This is a genomic window from Xanthomonas sp. NCPPB 2586, assembly GCF_041475775.2.
In the GTDB taxonomy this organism is placed as follows: Bacteria; Pseudomonadota; Gammaproteobacteria; order Xanthomonadales; family Xanthomonadaceae; genus Xanthomonas; species Xanthomonas campestris.
The window spans coordinates 4,085,167-4,101,520 of the sequence record NZ_CM192981.1 but is presented as its reverse complement, the minus strand read 5'-3'; the positions used below and the strand labels follow the sequence as shown (position 1 = coordinate 4,101,520).

Annotated in this window: 13 protein-coding genes and 1 riboswitch; of the genes, 12 read left to right on the top strand and 1 reads right to left on the bottom strand. The window is 66.8% G+C overall.

Going from position 1 to position 16,354, the window contains the following annotated elements; genetic code table 11:
- Positions 1-69: 69 nt before the first annotated feature.
- Positions 70-693: a hypothetical protein gene (locus ACCQ09_RS17980; protein ID WP_011035933.1), complete on the bottom strand. Its 624-nt coding sequence runs from the start codon at positions 691-693 to the stop codon at positions 70-72.
- A 218-nt stretch (positions 694-911) separates the two neighbouring features.
- Positions 912-1,080, top strand: a riboswitch (FMN riboswitch).
- Positions 1,081-1,248: 168 nt separating this feature from the next.
- Here ACCQ09_RS17980 and ACCQ09_RS17975 point away from each other — a divergent pair.
- The 12 genes from ACCQ09_RS17975 (at position 1,249) to ACCQ09_RS17920 (ending at position 16,006) form a co-directional block, all read left to right on the top strand.
- A complete protein-coding gene (locus tag ACCQ09_RS17975; RefSeq protein WP_012439227.1) occupies positions 1,249-1,851 on the top strand; it encodes a riboflavin synthase in 603 nt (200 codons plus the stop codon).
- Positions 1,848-2,978, top strand: coding sequence for a 3,4-dihydroxy-2-butanone-4-phosphate synthase (gene ribB, locus ACCQ09_RS17970; RefSeq protein ID WP_011035935.1), 1,131 nt, complete (start codon positions 1,848-1,850; stop codon positions 2,976-2,978). The genes ACCQ09_RS17975 and ribB overlap by 4 nt, the downstream gene beginning before the upstream one ends.
- A gap of 112 nt (positions 2,979-3,090) precedes the next feature.
- Positions 3,091-3,555 carry a 6,7-dimethyl-8-ribityllumazine synthase gene (gene ribH, locus ACCQ09_RS17965; RefSeq protein ID WP_011035936.1) on the top strand — a complete coding sequence of 155 codons (465 nt, stop codon included), beginning with the start codon at positions 3,091-3,093 and terminating at the stop codon, positions 3,553-3,555.
- Positions 3,552-4,031 (top strand): transcription antitermination factor NusB, encoded by a 480-nt coding sequence (nusB, locus tag ACCQ09_RS17960; protein WP_011035937.1) that lies wholly within the window; start codon positions 3,552-3,554, stop codon positions 4,029-4,031. Before ribH ends, nusB begins: the two co-directional genes overlap by 4 nt.
- A 110-nt stretch (positions 4,032-4,141) precedes the next feature.
- Positions 4,142-5,116 carry a thiamine-phosphate kinase gene (gene thiL / locus ACCQ09_RS17955; protein WP_227971091.1) on the top strand — a complete coding sequence of 325 codons (975 nt, stop codon included), beginning with the start codon at positions 4,142-4,144 and terminating at the stop codon, positions 5,114-5,116.
- Positions 5,117-5,532: 416 nt separating this feature from the next.
- Positions 5,533-7,113 (top strand): CocE/NonD family hydrolase, encoded by a 1,581-nt coding sequence (locus ACCQ09_RS17950; RefSeq protein ID WP_228427844.1) that lies wholly within the window; start codon positions 5,533-5,535, stop codon positions 7,111-7,113.
- Between the two features lie 828 nt (positions 7,114-7,941).
- Entirely contained in the window at positions 7,942-8,034 is a 93-nt protein-coding gene (locus ACCQ09_RS17945) for a potassium-transporting ATPase subunit F (RefSeq protein WP_011035940.1), read from the top strand.
- A 15-nt stretch (positions 8,035-8,049) separates the two neighbouring features.
- Entirely contained in the window at positions 8,050-9,849 is a 1,800-nt protein-coding gene (gene kdpA, locus ACCQ09_RS17940; RefSeq protein ID WP_040941790.1) for a potassium-transporting ATPase subunit KdpA, read from the top strand.
- A gap of 13 nt (positions 9,850-9,862) precedes the next feature.
- A complete protein-coding gene (gene kdpB, locus ACCQ09_RS17935; protein WP_040941789.1) occupies positions 9,863-11,911 on the top strand; it encodes a potassium-transporting ATPase subunit KdpB in 2,049 nt (682 codons plus the stop codon).
- A 30-nt stretch (positions 11,912-11,941) separates the two neighbouring features.
- On the top strand, positions 11,942-12,571 hold the full coding sequence (gene kdpC / locus ACCQ09_RS17930) for a potassium-transporting ATPase subunit KdpC (RefSeq protein ID WP_040941788.1): 630 nt from the start codon (positions 11,942-11,944) through the stop codon (positions 12,569-12,571).
- Between the two features lie 62 nt (positions 12,572-12,633).
- Positions 12,634-15,300, top strand: coding sequence for a DUF4118 domain-containing protein (locus ACCQ09_RS17925; protein ID WP_040941787.1), 2,667 nt, complete (start codon positions 12,634-12,636; stop codon positions 15,298-15,300).
- Positions 15,290-16,006 (top strand): response regulator, encoded by a 717-nt coding sequence (locus ACCQ09_RS17920; RefSeq protein WP_042597568.1) that lies wholly within the window; start codon positions 15,290-15,292, stop codon positions 16,004-16,006. The genes ACCQ09_RS17925 and ACCQ09_RS17920 overlap by 11 nt, the downstream gene beginning before the upstream one ends.
- Positions 16,007-16,354 lie beyond the last annotated feature (348 nt).

Here is a 16,354-nt window from a genome sequence, read left to right as displayed (position 1 = left end):
GCGCGGTGCGTTTGACGCCGCATAAAAAAGCCCCGCATGCGGGGCCTTTTTTATCTTGAGCGCGCTGGATCAGAAGCTCGCGCGCACGCCGACCTTGTACTGGTTGGCGTCGTCGATGAACTGGACTTCGCCGACCAGGCCCCAGGTGGGGGTGAAGTTCACCTGGCCACCGAGGGTGCCGACGAATTCGCCTTCGTCCACGTCGCTGCCGTCGATGTAGCCGGCCTTGATCCAGGCTTCGGTCCGCGGCGAGGGCTTGCCGCGCAGGCCCAGGTTGGCGAAGCCGAGGTTGCTCGAGTCCGACGAGTCGTCGAGCGAGCGGCCACGCAGGCGCAGGTCGGATTCGACCTTGGTGCGCAGCACGCTGATGTCGGCGGTGAAGTCGACGCGCTCGGTCATTTCCTGGCGGTAACCGATACCCAGGGTGGCCTGCTGCAGGGTGCCTTCGAGCACGAAGCCGCCGCCGAGGTTGAAGTCCTTGTTGGCACGCTCATAGCCGCCGAACACATACACCGGCTGTGCAATCTGCCAGGACCCGCGAACGTAGCCGCCGTCGATGTCGTCGGATTCGCCGTTGACGCCGATCTCGGTACGGTTCCAGCCACCTTCCACGTAGGAATAGCTCAGGCCTTCGGCCGAGGCGGCAAACGGTGCGGCTGCCAGCAGGGCGGCCAGAATCAGGGTGTTACGCATGGGGTGTTTCTCTCCGAATTGATGTCCGTGTCTTCGTCCCGTTGCGGGGCGAAAATAGCGACGTCTCCCGCCGCGGCGCGCACTTTAACAAAACCTTCACGATTCTGGCTATGGGGAATTTCCCGACATGACGCAGCGTCCTGCCAGGCATGTCTTGGCAGTCAGCTATCGCCGGAAGCCGCCCTGTAGAATTGACGCGCCGGTTCGCCGGTACTTACGAACGTCTTCAGGGCGGGGTGCGATTCCCCACCGGCGGTATGCATGCGCAAGCGTGTGAGCCCGCGAGCGCTTCGCTGCCGATCTCTCGCTGAGAGCACGGCGGTGAAGGTCAGCAGATCCGGTGCGATGCCGGGGCCGACGGTATAGTCCGGATGAAAGAAGACGGCCAACGCGCAGCCCTTGCGGCTGCGCGCGCGCCTGTTTGCCTTGCGGCGTTTTTCGCTCAACTTTTTTGCGAGAAACGGCTATGTCCACCATGCGTCATCCAGCGTGCTACCGCACGCCAGTCCAGCGCTCTACGCGCGCCTTGCGGCCATTGCCCACAGGAGCGTGCTGATGTTCACCGGCATTATTGAAGGCGTTGGCCGCCTGGCCGCGCGCCAGCCGCAGGGCGGCGATGTACATTTTACCTTCGCCACCGGCAGCCTGCCGTTCGAGGCGGTGCAGCTCGGCGAAAGCATCGCAGTCAACGGCGTCTGCCTGACCGTGATTGCGTTCGATGCGGCCAGTTTCCAGGCCGATGCGTCCACCGAAACCCTGTCGCTGACCACGCTGGGCAGCTTGCAGGAAGGCGCAGTGTTGAACCTGGAACGCGCGATGCGGCCCACCGATCGGCTGGGTGGCCACCTGGTCAGCGGGCATGTGGATGGCCTGGGCCAGGTGCAATCGGTGCACGGCGATGCACGCGCGCAACGTTGGCGCTTTGCGGCGCCGCCGCAGGTGCTGCGGTATGTCGCCAAGAAGGGCTCGATCTGCGTCGACGGTGTCAGCCTCACCGTCAACGAAGTGGACGATGCCGGGTTCGAGGTCGCGTTGATTCCGCATACCGTGGCCAATACCGCGTTTTCCGAAACGGCGGTGGGCGCGGCGGTGAATCTGGAGATCGACCTGGTGGCGCGCTACGTCGAACGCCTGCTTGGCACGCGAGGTGCGGCATGAATTTTGCGCCTGTCCCCGAATTGATCGAAGAGCTGCGCGCCGGCCGCATGGTGGTGATCGTCGATGACGAAGACCGCGAAAACGAAGGCGATCTGATCATGGCGGCCGAGTTGGTCAAGCCGTCGGACATCAACTTCATGGTCACCCACGCACGTGGCCTGGTGTGCCTGTCGCTGACCCGCGAGCGCTGCACGCAGCTCGGTCTGGCACCGATGGTGCGCAACAACACCGCGCAGTTCCATACCAACTTCACCGTCAGCATTGAGGCGGCCGAAGGGGTCACCACCGGGATTTCCGCCTACGACCGCGCGCATACCGTGCGCACCGCGGTGCGGCCGGATGCCAAACCGCACGATCTCAGCCAGCCGGGGCACATTTTCCCGCTGATTGCGCAGCCGGGTGGCGTGCTGACGCGCGCCGGGCACACCGAGGCGGCCAGCGATCTGCCGATGCTGGCCGGGCTGGAACCGGCCGGTGTACTGGTGGAAGTACTCAACCCCGACGGCAGCATGGCGCGCCGCCCGCAGCTGGAGGTGTTCGCGCGCGAGCATGGGCTGAAGATGGGCTCGATCGCCGATCTGATCGCCTACCGGCTGGCCAACGAACACACCGTCGAGCGCGTGGATGAACGTGAGATCGAAACCGAGTTCGGGCCGTTCCATCTGGTGACCTACCGCGACCGCATCGCGCACGACCTGCATTTCGCGCTGGTGCGTGGCACCCCGGATCCGACCACGCCAACCCTGGTCCGCGTGCAGGTGGAAAACCCGCTGGCCGATCTGCTGCACTGGCAGCGCGATGATTTCGGCGTGGCCGCCACCGATGCGCTGCGCGCGATTGCTGCCGAAGGGCAGGGCGTGATGGTGGTGCTGTCGGCCCCGCGCGACAGCGAATCGCTGCTGGCACGCCTGCGCCAACAGCCGGAGGTGGCCGCCAACGCCAAGGATGTGAGCCAGTGGCGCCGCAACGGTGCCGGCGCGCAGATCCTGGCCGACCTGGGCCTGGGCAAGCTGCGCGTGCTGGGTACGCCGCGGCGGCAGGTCGGCCTGGCCGGCTTCGGCCTGGAGGTGGTGGAGTTTCTGGAATGCCATCCGGGCGCCGCCTCGCGCGTGGCCGCCGCGCCCTGAGCCGGCGGCCGCCACGGCCAGGCCTGCGCAGGCGGGCCCGGCCGTGGCGTGCAGACCGGGCGCATTGCCCGGCTGCTGTTAAACTTCCCGCCCCCTCGAGTTGCCGACCCGCATGACCCACTACGAAGGCGATCTTCGCCCCACCACCGCGCGCTTTGTGATCATCGCCAGCCGCTGGAATGCCCGTATCACCGACGCCCTGGTGACCGGTGCGCGTCAGAGCCTGGCCGGCAACGGCATCGGCGAAGACGCCATCGACGTGGTGCGCGTGCCCGGCGCCTGGGAAATCCCGATGGCCGCCAACCGCGTCGCCCAGGGCGGCCAGCATGCGGCGATCATCGCGCTGGGCTGCGTCATCCGTGGCGATACCCGCCATTACGAACACGTCGCCGACCTGTGCGCCGAAGGCCTGATGAGCGTGCAGTTGCAGACCGGCGTGCCGGTGCTCAACGGCGTGCTGGCGGTCGAGCGCGTGGAAGATGCCGAGGCACGTGCCGGCGGCAGCCACGGCAACAAGGGCGAAGAATGCGCCCTGGCCGCACTGGAACTGGTCAATTTGATGGAGCTGTTGCCATGAGCAAGCCCGGTGGACACGCCCGCCACGGACGTCGTGACGGCATCGACCCGGTGCTGCGCTCGCGCGCACGCCGTCGCGCCTTGCAGGCGGTGTATGCCTGGCAGATCGCCGGTGGGTTCGCCAAGCAGGTGATCGCGCAGTTTGCCCACGAGCAAGCGCATGAAGTGGCCGATCTGGCCTACTTCGAAAGCCTGGTGGAAGGCGTGCTCAGCAACCGCAGTGAGCTGGATACCGCGCTGACGCCGTACCTGGACCGTGGCGTGGAAGAAGTCGATGCGATCGAGCGCGCCGTGCTGCGCCTGGCCGCCTACGAGCTGTTGTATCGCCAGGACGTGCCGTACCGCGTGGTGATCAACGAAGCGATCGAAACCGCCAAGCGTTTTGGTTCCGAACACGGCCACACCTATGTCAACGGCGTGCTGGACCGCGCAGCCGTGGAGTGGCGCAAGATGGAATCGGGCGCCAGCGGCGCGTGAGGCGCCGCGGGAATGGGGAGTCGGGAATGGAGAATCGGAAGAGCAACGTTTCCGACATCTCCTGACGCGCCTTTGCGATTCCCGATTCCCCTCTCCCGATTCCCGTCCTCATGCCCGAATTCGATCTGATCGCCCGCCTGCGTGCCCGCATTGCTGCGCGGGCCGATGTGCCGTTGGGCATCGGTGACGATGCGGCGCTGCTGCAGCCGCCGGCCGGCGAGCAGTTGGCAATCACCGCCGATACGCTCAATGCCGGCGTGCATTTCCCGCTGGAAACAGGCGCCGCGGACCTCGGCTGGAAGACGCTGGCGGTCAATCTTTCCGATCTGGCCGCGATGGGCGCGCAGCCGCGCTGGTGCACCTTGTCGCTGTCGTTGCCGCACGACGATGCCGCGTGGGTGGATGCGTTCGCCGATGGGTTTTTTGCGCTGGCCGATCTGCACGGCATCGCCCTGGTCGGTGGCGACACCACGCGCGGGCCGTTGTCGTGCGCGGTCACCGCGATCGGCAGCCTGCCACCGGGCGCGGCGCTGCGCCGCGATGGGGCACGCGTTGGCGACGACATCTGGGTGACCGGTGCGCTGGGCGAGGCGGCGGCGGCATTGTCGCTGTGGCAGGCCGGCGACCTGGACGTGACGGTGCCGGCCACTGACGCCGTGCAGGAGCAGTGGCGACAGCACCTGCTGCGCCCGCAGCCACGCGTACAGGCCGGACTGCGCCTACGTGGGCTTGCCCATGCCTGCATCGATGTGTCCGATGGCCTGTTGGCCGATCTGGGGCATTTGTGCGAACGCAGCGGCGTGGGCGCGGAACTTGCGCTGGCTGCCTTGCCGCAGATGCCACCTACCGCCGGCGTCACAGCCACGCAGTACAGCGCGTGGCAACTCGGCGGCGGCGACGATTACGAACTGTGCTTCACCGCTGCCGTGCAGCATCGCGATGCGGTGCGGCAGGCACTGGAATTCGCACAAGTGGCCGCCACCCGCATCGGGCGCATCGTCGCCGCGCCCGGCGTGGTGGTCCACGATGCCAGCGGCAACCCATGGCAACCGCCGCAACGTGGCTACCAGCACTTCGTCGGCTGAGTCGGTTGGCGCTGTGTTCTGCGGGTGGGGTAGGCGCAGGGTGAGTCTTACGCGTTCGCTTTGATGGTCCATTCGACTGCATGACCATGCGATTGGCGCCATTGCGCGTTGCGCAGCGAGCGTGATTTTCGAATGTGCAGTGCTACAGCGCCTTTGAATCGGCAAACGTATTGATCCGACGGATTCGGGCGCAGCTGCATCAGCCAATCCTGAAGTAACAATCTAATCGCCCTGCCTGCGCTCGGCTCGTCCCGACTCCCGATTCCCGACTCCCGATTCCCGATTCCCGATTCCCGATTCCCAGCCCTTGAGCCATACCGTACCGTCTGGTACGTTCGCCACCTTCTCCCCCGAACCACGGATGCATGGCAGTTGCCGCTGGGCTATCCCGGCCCGGCTTTGCGTGGGAGAACACGATGGACAAGCGTTGGATGGGCGGTCTTGCCGCCATGGCGTTGTTGCTGTCGTCGGCGTCGGCTCTGGCCGGTGCCTTCAGCAAGACCTACGAACGGATTCCGGGTTGGGACGGCGCGCAGATGGGCGCCCTGGTGCTGGTGCCGCAAGGGCAGGGTAGCGGGCCATTTCCGCTGATCGTGATGCCGGCCAGCTGGTCGCTGCCGAATCTGGAATATCTCGGGCGCGCCACCCAGTTGGCCAGCGATGGCTATGTGGTGGTCAGCTACACCTCGCGCGGGTTCTGGGATTCGGCCGGGCAGATCGACATCGCCGGGCCGGACACCGTGGAAGATGTCAGCGCGGTGATCGACTGGGCGCTGGCACATACGCCGGCCAATCCCGATGCGATTGGCGCCTCCGGTATTTCCTATGGTGCGGGCATCAGCCTGCTGGCCGCCGAGCGCGACCCGCGCATCAAGGCGGTGGCCGCGCTCAGCGGGTGGGCGGATCTGGAAGCCTCGCTGTACTCAAATCGCACGGTGAGCCAGCAGGGCGTGGGCCTGCTGGTAGGGGCGGGTACGTTGACCGGCCGGCCGGGGCCGGACTTGGCCAGGATCGGCGCCAGGGTGGCGGCTGGCGATTACGACGGCGCGGTGCAGGGCTTCCTGCCGCAGGCCGCATCGCGTAGCCCCGCGAGCGATGTGGCGGCGCTCAATGCGCGCGGCACCGCGGTGCTGCTGGGCAATGCCTTCAACGACGGCCTGTTTCCACCCAACCAGACCATCGCGTTCTACAACCAACTGCGCGGCCCCAAGCAACTGCTGCTCAGCCAGGGCGACCATGCCACCGCCGAATTGCCGGGCGCGCTCGGGCTGCCCAACGCGGTGTACACGGCGACCACGCGCTGGTTCGACCGCCACCTCAAGCAGCTGCGCAATGGCGTGGACGACGAAGCGCCGGTGCGGCTGTCGCCGCGCGCCGGGCAATGGCTGGACTACCCGGACTGGGCGGCGGTGCAACAGGGTGCCACCCGGTTCGGGCTCTCCGCGCCGGGCGGGCTGCTCAGCCCCACGGGCGGCTTGATCAACGGCACAGCCAGCGGCTGGCAGTCGCGCATTGGTACCGACGTGCCGACGCTCGCCGAGTCTGGCGTGGTGCTGGCCAGTGGGCTGTTGCAGGGAATCGGCCTGCCGGTGACCACCTCCATCCCGCTGGTGAACCGGGCCGGTGCGGCGGTGTGGGTGGGTGCACCGTCGAGCGGAGTGCGCCGACTGGCCGGCAGTCCATCGTTGCGGGTCACCGTGGTGCCCAGCCAGACGCAGGTGAGCCTGTTCGCCTATCTGTACCGCATGGATGCACTGGGCGTTGCACAGCTGCTGACCCACGCGCCATATTCGCTGCGCGGCGCAACGCCCGGCACGCCGGTGACGCTGGAGTGGGCGCTGCAGGCCGCCGCAGCAGAGATCCCGGCCGGGCAGCGCCTGGTGTTGGTGGTCGACACGCGCGATGCACGCTACACCGATGCCAGCGGCGGCGGCGGCACGCTGACCTTTACGTCGCCGGTGGCGACGCCATCGGTGTTGAATGTGCCGCTGCGGTGAGCTTGTTTTCGATACTGAAGAGACTCGGTGGCAGGAGGCTGCCGAGTCTCGTCGGATGGGAGCGTGCTTGGGCGTGTGGGCAGGACTTCTGTGCGAAATGCCGCTTCGCGTGCGCAAGACGATAAGCCGGCAGATGGCTGTCGATTGATCGGTGCTTTGGGTTGCGGAGGATTTGTGTCGGGGTGCATGCATGTGCTCGTGACTGATGCTGTCTTCGCGCATGCCGTGTTTTGCTTTTCAGTGTATGTGTCTCATCCCTTCGTCTGGGTTGGTTGCACGGCGCGAACTGGGGTTGCGTCGCAGGGCGCTTGCCCGCCCACCATCGCGGGACACGCCGCAAGTACGTCCTTGTAGCAACTGTGGTGTTGGAGGCGGCACGTCTGCGCTTGCCCGGTCCTCGGAGTGGCCGTGGCCACTCCAACACCACAGTTGCTCCATGGACGGATTCACGGCGTGTCCCGGAAGCGGCCAGGGCAGTCCGCCCGCAACCAACCCTGCGTGGACTCGCAGGAACTCCAGCACCTGCCAATAGCGCTGAAGCCAAGTGGGCCCGAGTGCCGGAACAAACAAGCCAATTCAGCGCTTTATGCGGAATTTACGCGGCCGCCCCACCAGGTCCATAGCGACTTTACGCAGCACAGGACGAGACTGCGCGCATTGGCGGAGCGGTTCCGCCGTGGACATTCCGATGCACGCTCTTTCCCGTCTGCCCCATCGGCGCTGCGCGCCCGGTGCGGCAGCGCCTTGTCTTGTTGGTTCGTCCCTGCCGCCTGCACCTGCGGGCGGTGTCTCGCTTGCGCCGCGTTGCGCACCCACGGAGTAACCGACATGCCTGCCTGGTTGTCCCTGCTGTGCGGCGTGGCCGTGTTCGTGGCGGCTGCGTACTTGTTGTACGTGGTGCTGCGGCCCGAAGACTTCTGATGCGAGTGCGCTCCAATGACTGAAACATTGCTTGTCTATGCGTTGGCCATCGTGCTGGCGTGGCCCTTGGGTCGCTATCTGGCGGCGGTGATGCGCGGTGCGCCCATGCGCGGCGACGCTGTGTTCGGCTGGATCGAACGGCCGCTCTACGCAGCGCTTGGCACGCGCCCGCAGCAAGGCATGTCGTGGCGCGGCTACGTCGCCGCGTTCCTGCTCAGCAATCTGGTGGTGGGCGTGCTGACCTGGGGCGTGTTCATGACCCAGGCCTGGCTGCCGTTCAATCCCGATGCCATTCCCAACATGCGTTGGGACACCGCGTTGCACACGATGGTGTCGTTCCTCACCAACACCAACCAGCAGCATTACTCCGGCCAGGCGCAGTTGTCGTACCTGGCGCAGATGGCCGGCATTGTCGGGCTGCAGGTGGTGACGCCGATGATGGGTCTGGCACTGGCGGTGGCAACCTTGCGCGCGCTGTTTGGCGGGCGGGCGGTTGCGAATGCCAACGACGTTGCGGCAACGGCAAGCGGCCCGCACTCCACCGCGTTGCAGGCCGCGACAGCGAGCTTGGCTACGCACGAGACGCAGCCGTCAATACCGGCAGGCGCGCCGTTGCCCGATGCAGACGTGGGCAACTACTGGGCCGATGTGATCCGCGCAAGCGTGCGGGTGTTGTTGCCGCTGTGCCTGCTGTGGACGCTGCTGCTGGGCTGGCAGGGCGTGCCGTCGACCTTGCAGGGTGCAGCGACGGCGACGCCGCTGGACAGCAGTGCCGGCATGGCCACGCAGACCATTCCGGTCGGGCCGGTGGCGGCGATGGTGGCGGTCAAGCAACTCGGCACCAATGGCGGTGGCTGGTATGGCCCCAACAGTTCGGTTGCACTGGAAAACCCCACTCCGTTGAGCAATCTGCTGGAAACGCTGGCGCTGGTGTTACTGCCGATGAGTGTGGTGTTCATGGTTGGCTACCTCACCGGGCGCAAGCGGCTGACTGCGTTGGTGTTCGGCACCATGCTGCTGATGTCGGTGGCATCCACCGGCTTGCTGCTGTGGTCCGAAGCGCATTCGGGCAGCGCCGCATCGCCCGCGTTGATGGAAGGCAAGGAAGTGCGCATCGGTGCCGACGCCTCGGCGTTGTGGGCCGCGTTGACCACGCAGACCTCCAACGGCTCGGTCAACGCGATGCACGATTCGCTCAGCCCGTTGAGCGGGCTGGTCACGCTGGTGGACATGTTGATCAACGCCATCTGGGGCGGCATCGGGTGCGGGCTGCAGCAGTTCGTGGTGTATCTGTTGTTGAGCGTGTTCCTGGCCGGCCTGATGACCGGACGCACGCCGGAATTGTTCGGCCGCAAGATCGAAGCGCGTGAAGTGCAATTGCTGGCGCTGTTGATTCTGCTGCAGCCGCTGGTGGTGCTGGGCTTCACCGCGGTGGCGTTGTCGGTGCCGGCGTGGACGGCCAATTCCAACCCCGGTTTCCATGGCATCAGCCAGGTGTTCTACGAGTACACCTCGGCATTCGCCAACAACGGTTCCGGTTTCGAAGGCCTGGGCGATGCCACCTACTGGTGGAATCTGAGCTGCGCGGTGGTGCTGGCGCTGGGGCGTTATCCGGCGCTGATCCTGCCGCTGATGGTGGCTGCGCGCATGGCAACCAAACGCCGTGCACCGGAATCGTCCGGCAGCCTGCAGATCGAAACCCCCACCTTTGCATTGACCCTGATGGCCATCGTGCTGGTGCTCACCGTGCTGCAGTTCATGCCCGCACTGGTGCTGGGCCCGATCGCCGAACACCTCGCCCTGGCGGCGTCCTGAGAGTTCCCGAGCAATGTCTACGATTCCTGTGATTGAAAAGCGTGAGCGCGCCGACGCCAAGTTGCTCGATGGCGCGGTGCTGCTGGCGGCGATGCGCGCGGCATTTTTGAAGTTGACGCCGCGGCATCTGCTGCGCAGCCCGGTGATGGCGGTGGTGATGGGCGGCACCTTGCTGGCAGCGGTGATCACCGCCAGCGGGCATGGCAATGCCGGCTTCGGCTGGGCGGTGACGGCGATCCTGTTCGTCACCGTGCTGTTCGGCAACTTTGCCGAAGCCATCGCCGAGGCGCGCGGTCGCGGCCAGGCCGCGTCGCTGCGGCGCGCACGCAAGGACCTGGTGGCGCGGCGCGTGGAAACCGCATTGGGCGGGCGCGAAACCCGCGTGCCGGCGGCCGAATTGCGCCCGGGCGATTTCGTGCTGGTGTCCGAAGGCGAGTTTGTGCCTGCCGACGGCGAGATCGTGCGCGGCCTGGCCACCATCAACGAAGCGGCAGTCACGGGCGAATCCGCGCCGGTGCTGCGCGAGGCCGGGACCGACCGCAGCGGCGTGATCGGCGGCACGCGCGTGCTGTCCGACGAGATCGTATTCAAGGTCACCGCCGAGCCGGGGCAGAGTTTCCTCGATCGCATGATTGCGCTGGTGGAAGGCGCCAACCGGCAGAAGACACCGAACGAAATTGCGCTGACGCTGCTGCTGGCGGCGATGACATTGACCTTCCTGATCGTGGTGGCGTCGCTGCCGGCGATTGCCGGCTTTGTCGGCGTCACGCTGGATCCGTTGCTGCTGATCGCGTTGCTGGTGTGCCTGATTCCCACCACCATCGGCGGGCTGTTGCCGGCGATCGGCATTGCCGGCATGAACCGCGCGCTGTCGGCCAATGTGCTGGCCAAGTCGGGCAAGGCGGTGGAAGTGGCTGGCGACGTGGACGTGCTGCTGCTCGACAAGACCGGCACCATCACCTACGGCGATCGCCAGGCCACCGCGTTTCATCCGTTGGCCGGCATCGACCGTGCACAGCTGCGTGATGCCGCCATGCTGGCCTCGCTCGCCGACCCGACACCGGAAGGCAAATCCATCGTCAAATTGGCACGTCAGCAAGGCGCAGTGTCAGTGGAGCCGGAAGACGCGCATTTCATTGCATTCACCGCACAAACGCGCATGTCTGGCGTGGACCTGGCCGGGCGCAACATCCGCAAGGGTGCGGGCGATGCGATCGTGGCGTATGTGCAGGCGCAAGGCGCCACGGTGTCGCCGGAGTTGAACGGGCGCATCGAAGAAGTGGCACGCGGCGGCGCCACCCCGCTGGTGGTGGCCGAAGGCCGCCACGTGCTCGGCGTGGTTGAACTCAGCGACGTGGTCAAGCAGGGCATCAAGGAAAAGTTCGCGCAGTTGCGTGCGATGGGCATCAAGACAGTGATGATCACCGGCGACAACCCGCTCACCGCCGCAGCGATTGCCGCCGAAGCCGGCGTGGACGACTACATCGCCCAGGCGCGCCCGGAAGACAAACTCGCGCGCATCCGCGCCGAGCAGGCCGGCGGTCGCCTGGTGGCGATGGTGGGCGATGGCACCAACGACGCCCCGGCACTCGCCCAGGCCGATGTGGGCCTGGCGATGAACTCGGGCACCCAGGCCGCCAAGGAAGCGGGCAACATGGTCGATCTGGATTCGGATCCGGCCAAGTTGCTGGCGGTGGTCGAAGTGGGCAAGCAGCAGCTGATCACCCGCGGCGCGTTGACCACGTTCTCGCTGGCCAACGATGTGTCGAAGTATTTCGCGATCCTGCCCGCATTGTTCGCAGCGGCCATTCCCTCGATGGCCGCGCTCAACGTGATGCACCTGTCCAGCCCGCGGCATGCGGTGCTGGCGGCGCTGATCTTCAATGCGCTGATCATTCCTGCATTGATTCCGCTGGCACTGCGCGGCGTGCGGTTCCGTCCCTCCAGCGCCACGGCGTTGTTGCGCCGGAACATGCTGATCTACGGCCTGGGCGGCGTGTTGCTGCCGTTTGCCGCCATCAAACTGATCGATCTGGCGCTGGTCGCCACGCTGGGTGCCTGAGTCATGACCACTTCTTCCAAGAGCACGACCATGTCTAACTCCCTGCCATTGCGTGACGATGGCGCCGTGCGCGCATCTTTCGCCCTCGCGTTGTTCGTGCTGCTCGGGCTGGGCCTGGGCTATTCGCTGGTGGCCACCGGCATCACCGGCGCGTTGATGCCGGACCAGGCGCATGGGTCGCTGCTGCGGGTGGATGGCCAGGTCATCGGCTCGTCGCTGGTGGCGCAGCCGTTTGCCGATGCGCGCTACTTTCAGCCGCGTCCATCCGCCGCCAAGTACGACCCCACCGCTGCGGCTGGCAGCAACCAGGCGCGCTCCAATCCAGAGCTGCTGGCGCGGATCGCCACCGCACGTGCGGAAGTTGCACAGCGCGATGGCATCGCGCCGGACGCAGTTCCCGGCGAGCTGCTCACCCAGTCCGGCAGCGGCCTGGACCCGCACCTGAGCCCGGCCGGTGCGCAGGTGCAACTGCGCCGCGTCGCCGCCGCCCGTGGTTGGCCGAAGCAACGCGTGGCCGCGCTGTTGCAGGCCGCCACCGAGCAGCCGCAGTTCGGCTTGCTTGGGCAGCCCCGAATCAATGTGCTTGCGCTGAATCTGGCGCTTGATCGCGCCGGACATGGAGCGCCGGGAACGGGGAATGGCGTAGAGCAACAGCGCTAGTACACCAAGCCAGGGTAGGCTCTTCGATTCCCGATTCCCGATTCCCGATTCCCGATTCCCGAATGTCTGACGCCCGTACCCAACACGCCGATGCCCTCATCGGCGAACTGCAGCGCGAACACGGCGGTCGGCTGACCGTGTTCCTGGGCGCAGCGCCGGGCGTGGGCAAGACCTACGCCATGCTGTCGCGCGCGCGCGAGCGGCTGCGCCAGGGCGTGGATGTGGTGGCCGGGGTGGTGGAAACGCACGGCCGCAGCGAGACCGCCGCATTGCTCGATGGCGTGCCGCTGCTGCCGCGCGCGCAGGTGAGCTACCAGGGGCATGCGCTGGAGGAACTGGCGCTGGATGCGCTGCTGGCGCGCAAGCCGCAGCTGGCGTTGATCGACGAGTTGGCACATCGCAACGTGCCCGGCAGCCGCCACGAGCGCCGCTGGCAGGACATCGTGGAGTTGCTGGACGCCGGCATCGACGTCTACACCACCGTCAATATCCAGCACCTGGAAAGCCTCAACGACATCGTGCTGCGCATCACCGGCGTGCGCGTGTCCGAAACCGTGCCCGATGCGGTATTCGACCGCCTGCGCGACATCGTGCTGGTCGACCTGCCACCGCGCGAGCTGATCGAGCGGCTGCAGCAGGGCAAGGTGTATCTGCCCGAGCAAGCCAGCCAGGCGTTGCAGGCATTCTTCTCGCCCTCCAACCTCACCGCGTTGCGCGAGCTGGCGATGCAGACCGCCGCCGACCGCGTGGACAGCGATCTGCGCGACACCCAGGCCGCGCGCGGTCTGCCGGGCACGGCGGCGTTGCGGCGGCATGTGGTGGTGGCAATCGACGGGCGCGGCAGCTCGGATTATCTGGTACGGGTGGCGCGGCGGCTGTCGGAACGCCGCGACGCGCCATGGACTGTGGTGACGGTGCAGACACGCACCGTGGCCGATGCCGCCTGGCAACTGGAGATCGACCGCGCGTTCGCGTTGACGCGCCGGCTCGGCGGCGACACGGCGCTGCTGCATGGCGCCAACGTGGCCGATGCCTTGCTGGATTTCGCCTCGCAAAACGGCGTCTCCACATTGGTGTTGGGCCGCACTCGCGAGCGCCCGCTGGCACGCATGTTCAACCGCACGCTGACCCAGCAACTGCTACAGCGCGGCGCACATTACGAACTGGTCATCGTCAGCTCGGGCGATGCGCGCGCCCGCGCGCGCCAGCGCTGGCGTAATCCAGGCCAGTGGCTGCAGCGTTACGACCTGGCTTACGCCGCGATCGCTGCTGCCGCCGCGGTGGCGGTTGCCTGGGTGATCCAGCGCTGGACCGACATCGATGACCTGTCGATGGTGTTCATCGTTGCGGTGGTGCTGGTGGCCTCGCGCACGCGCATGGCCGCGGCGGTGATCGCCGCACTGCTGAGTTTTGTCGCCTACAACTTCTTCTTCATCGAACCGCGTTTCACCTTGCACATCAGTGCGCGCCAGGGCGTGGTGACGGTGTGCCTGTTCCTGATCGCCGCGCTGGTGGCCGGGCGCCTGGCCTCGCGCCTGCGCAGCCAGGTGCTGGCCCTGCGCGCGGCCAACGCGCACGCCAACGCACTGCAGGCGCTGGCCCGCCAGCTCAGCACTGCGGCCGATCTGGGCCAGGTGCTGGAGGCCGGCCGGCGTGCGCTGGCCAGCGCGCTCGATGCAGAGGTCTGGCTGCGGCTGGAACAGCGCGAGAGCGAAGCGTCCACCAGTTTCAGTGCACTGGACCGCAACGCCGCCGACTGGACCCAGCGCCACGGCCAGCCGGCCGGCCGCTTCACCGACACCCTGGCCGGCGCGCAGTGGTGGTGCCTGCCGGTGCGGCATGAGCGCGGCACGCTGGGCGTGGCGGCGTTGCGCTTCCGCCAGCAGCTGCAGCGGCAGCGGCCGGGCCTGGAGCAGCGCCGCCTGGCCGAGGCGATGGTGGAAGACATTGGCCAGGCCGCACTGCGCACGCGTTTGGTTGCCGATCTGGAAGGCGCCCGCGTCAGCGGCGAAACCGAACGGCTGCGCTCGGCGTTGTTGTCATCGGTCTCGCACGATTTGCGCTCGCCGCTGGCCTCGATGATCGGCTCAGCCAGCAGCCTGGCCGAATATGGCGAGGCGATGGACGCCACCGACCGCCGCAGCCTGCTGGAGACCATCCAGCTCGAAGGCGAGCGGCTGGACCGCTACATCCAGAATCTGCTCGACATGACCCGGCTCGGCCATACCGGGCTGACCTTGAAGCGCGACTGGATCGGCGTGGACGAGTTGATCGGCTCGGCCACGCGGCGGCTGCAGCGCTACCAGCCGCAGGTGCGCCTGCAGCTGGACCTGGCGCCGGAGCTGCCGGCGATCTGGGTGCATCCGGCGCTGGTGGAGCAGGCCATCTTCAACGTGCTGGAAAACGCAGCGAAATTCTCGCCGCCAGGCGTGGCGGTGACGGTGCAGGCCCGGCTGCAGAGCGGCGCCTTGCAGATCGAGATCGGCGACCAGGGCCCGGGCATTCCCGAAGACGAGCGCGCGCGTATCTTCGACATGTTCTACAGCGTGGAGCGCGGCGATCGCGGCCGCCACGGCACCGGCCTGGGTCTGACCATCTGCCAGGGTATGATCGGTGCGCATGGCGGCAGCGTGGAGGCGCTGGCCGGCCCGCATGGTCACGGCACCACGATCCGCATTACGCTGCCGCTGCTCGTTCCTGCCGCGCCACCTCGCCCCGATGCCGACTGACCCGACTGCCATTCCCCCCGCGCGCGTGCTCATCATCGACGACGAGCCGCAGATCCGCCGGTTTCTCGACATCAGCCTGCGTGCGCAGGGGTACCGCGTGCTGCAGGCTGGCACCGCCGAAGAAGGCCTGGCCACGCTGGCCGGGCAGGGCGCCGAGCTGGTGGTGCTGGACATCGGCCTGCCTGATCGCGACGGCCACGAGGTGCTGCGCGAGATCCGCCAGTGGTCCAGCGTGCCGGTGATCATGCTCACCGTGCGCGCCGGCGAAACCGAGAAGGTCGCCGCACTCGACGCCGGCGCCAACGACTACGTCACCAAGCCCTTCGGCGTGCAGGAGCTGATGGCCCGCATCCGCGCGCTGCTGCGTCAGGCCGGCGCCGGCAACACGGTGGAAGAAAGCGTGTTCGACGATGGCCGCCTGCATATCCACCTGGGCCTGCGCGAAGTCACGCTCGATGGCGAAGCAGTGCCGCTTAGCCGCAAGGAATACGCGCTGCTCGCGCTGCTGTTCAAGCACGCAGGCCGCGTGGTGACGCAGCCGCAGTTGCTGCGCGAGGTGTGGGGCCCCACCCATGAAGAAGACACGCATTACCTGCGCATCCTGGTCGGCAAGCTGCGCCAGAAGCTGCACGATGATGCGGCGGCGCCGCATTACATCGTCACCGAACCGGGCGTGGGCTTGCGATTTATCGGTGGCGGGCGCTGAGTATTGCGTTGCGGTACTTGAGGGCGCTATCTCATTACGGCTGCGCAGTCGTTTTTGATAGCTGCTCTAGGTGCCCAGCGCTTGCGGATGGCGGGGTTCTAGGGTTGTTCGAAATCAAGCGTGGGCGCTGCTAGGTTTTATCGAGAAAGCGCTCGCGCCCGAGGGCGCTCCTACCTGGGGGCGGGTCGTGTCATGGCGACTGCTTTGTTGCCGCGCAGGCGTGAGTACGGATCGATGCTATTTCGAAATAAACAGACGGGCTCATTCGCACGCCACCGGCACTTGGTTGCATCACTCACACGCTGAGCAACGAGCCACTACTGCGCCGCCCACGCAGCGAACGAAAAC

Bases quoted from the DNA above. Each gene is read 5' to 3' on its own strand.
- ACCQ09_RS17980 (WP_011035933.1), bottom strand. From the start codon at position 693: ATGCGTAACACCCTGATTCTGGCCGCCCTGCTGGCAGCCGCACCGTTT.
- ACCQ09_RS17975 (WP_012439227.1), top strand. From the start codon at position 1,249: ATGTTCACCGGCATTATTGAAGGCGTTGGCCGCCTGGCCGCGCGCCAG.
- ribB (WP_011035935.1), top strand. From the start codon at position 1,848: ATGAATTTTGCGCCTGTCCCCGAATTGATCGAAGAGCTGCGCGCCGGC.
- ribH (WP_011035936.1), top strand. From the start codon at position 3,091: ATGACCCACTACGAAGGCGATCTTCGCCCCACCACCGCGCGCTTTGTG.
- nusB (WP_011035937.1), top strand. From the start codon at position 3,552: ATGAGCAAGCCCGGTGGACACGCCCGCCACGGACGTCGTGACGGCATC.
- thiL (WP_227971091.1), top strand. From the start codon at position 4,142: ATGCCCGAATTCGATCTGATCGCCCGCCTGCGTGCCCGCATTGCTGCG.
- ACCQ09_RS17950 (WP_228427844.1), top strand. From the start codon at position 5,533: ATGGACAAGCGTTGGATGGGCGGTCTTGCCGCCATGGCGTTGTTGCTG.
- ACCQ09_RS17945 (WP_011035940.1), top strand. From the start codon at position 7,942: ATGCCTGCCTGGTTGTCCCTGCTGTGCGGCGTGGCCGTGTTCGTGGCG.
- kdpA (WP_040941790.1), top strand. From the start codon at position 8,050: ATGACTGAAACATTGCTTGTCTATGCGTTGGCCATCGTGCTGGCGTGG.
- kdpB (WP_040941789.1), top strand. From the start codon at position 9,863: ATGTCTACGATTCCTGTGATTGAAAAGCGTGAGCGCGCCGACGCCAAG.
- kdpC (WP_040941788.1), top strand. From the start codon at position 11,942: ATGTCTAACTCCCTGCCATTGCGTGACGATGGCGCCGTGCGCGCATCT.
- ACCQ09_RS17925 (WP_040941787.1), top strand. From the start codon at position 12,634: ATGTCTGACGCCCGTACCCAACACGCCGATGCCCTCATCGGCGAACTG.
- ACCQ09_RS17920 (WP_042597568.1), top strand. From the start codon at position 15,290: ATGCCGACTGACCCGACTGCCATTCCCCCCGCGCGCGTGCTCATCATC.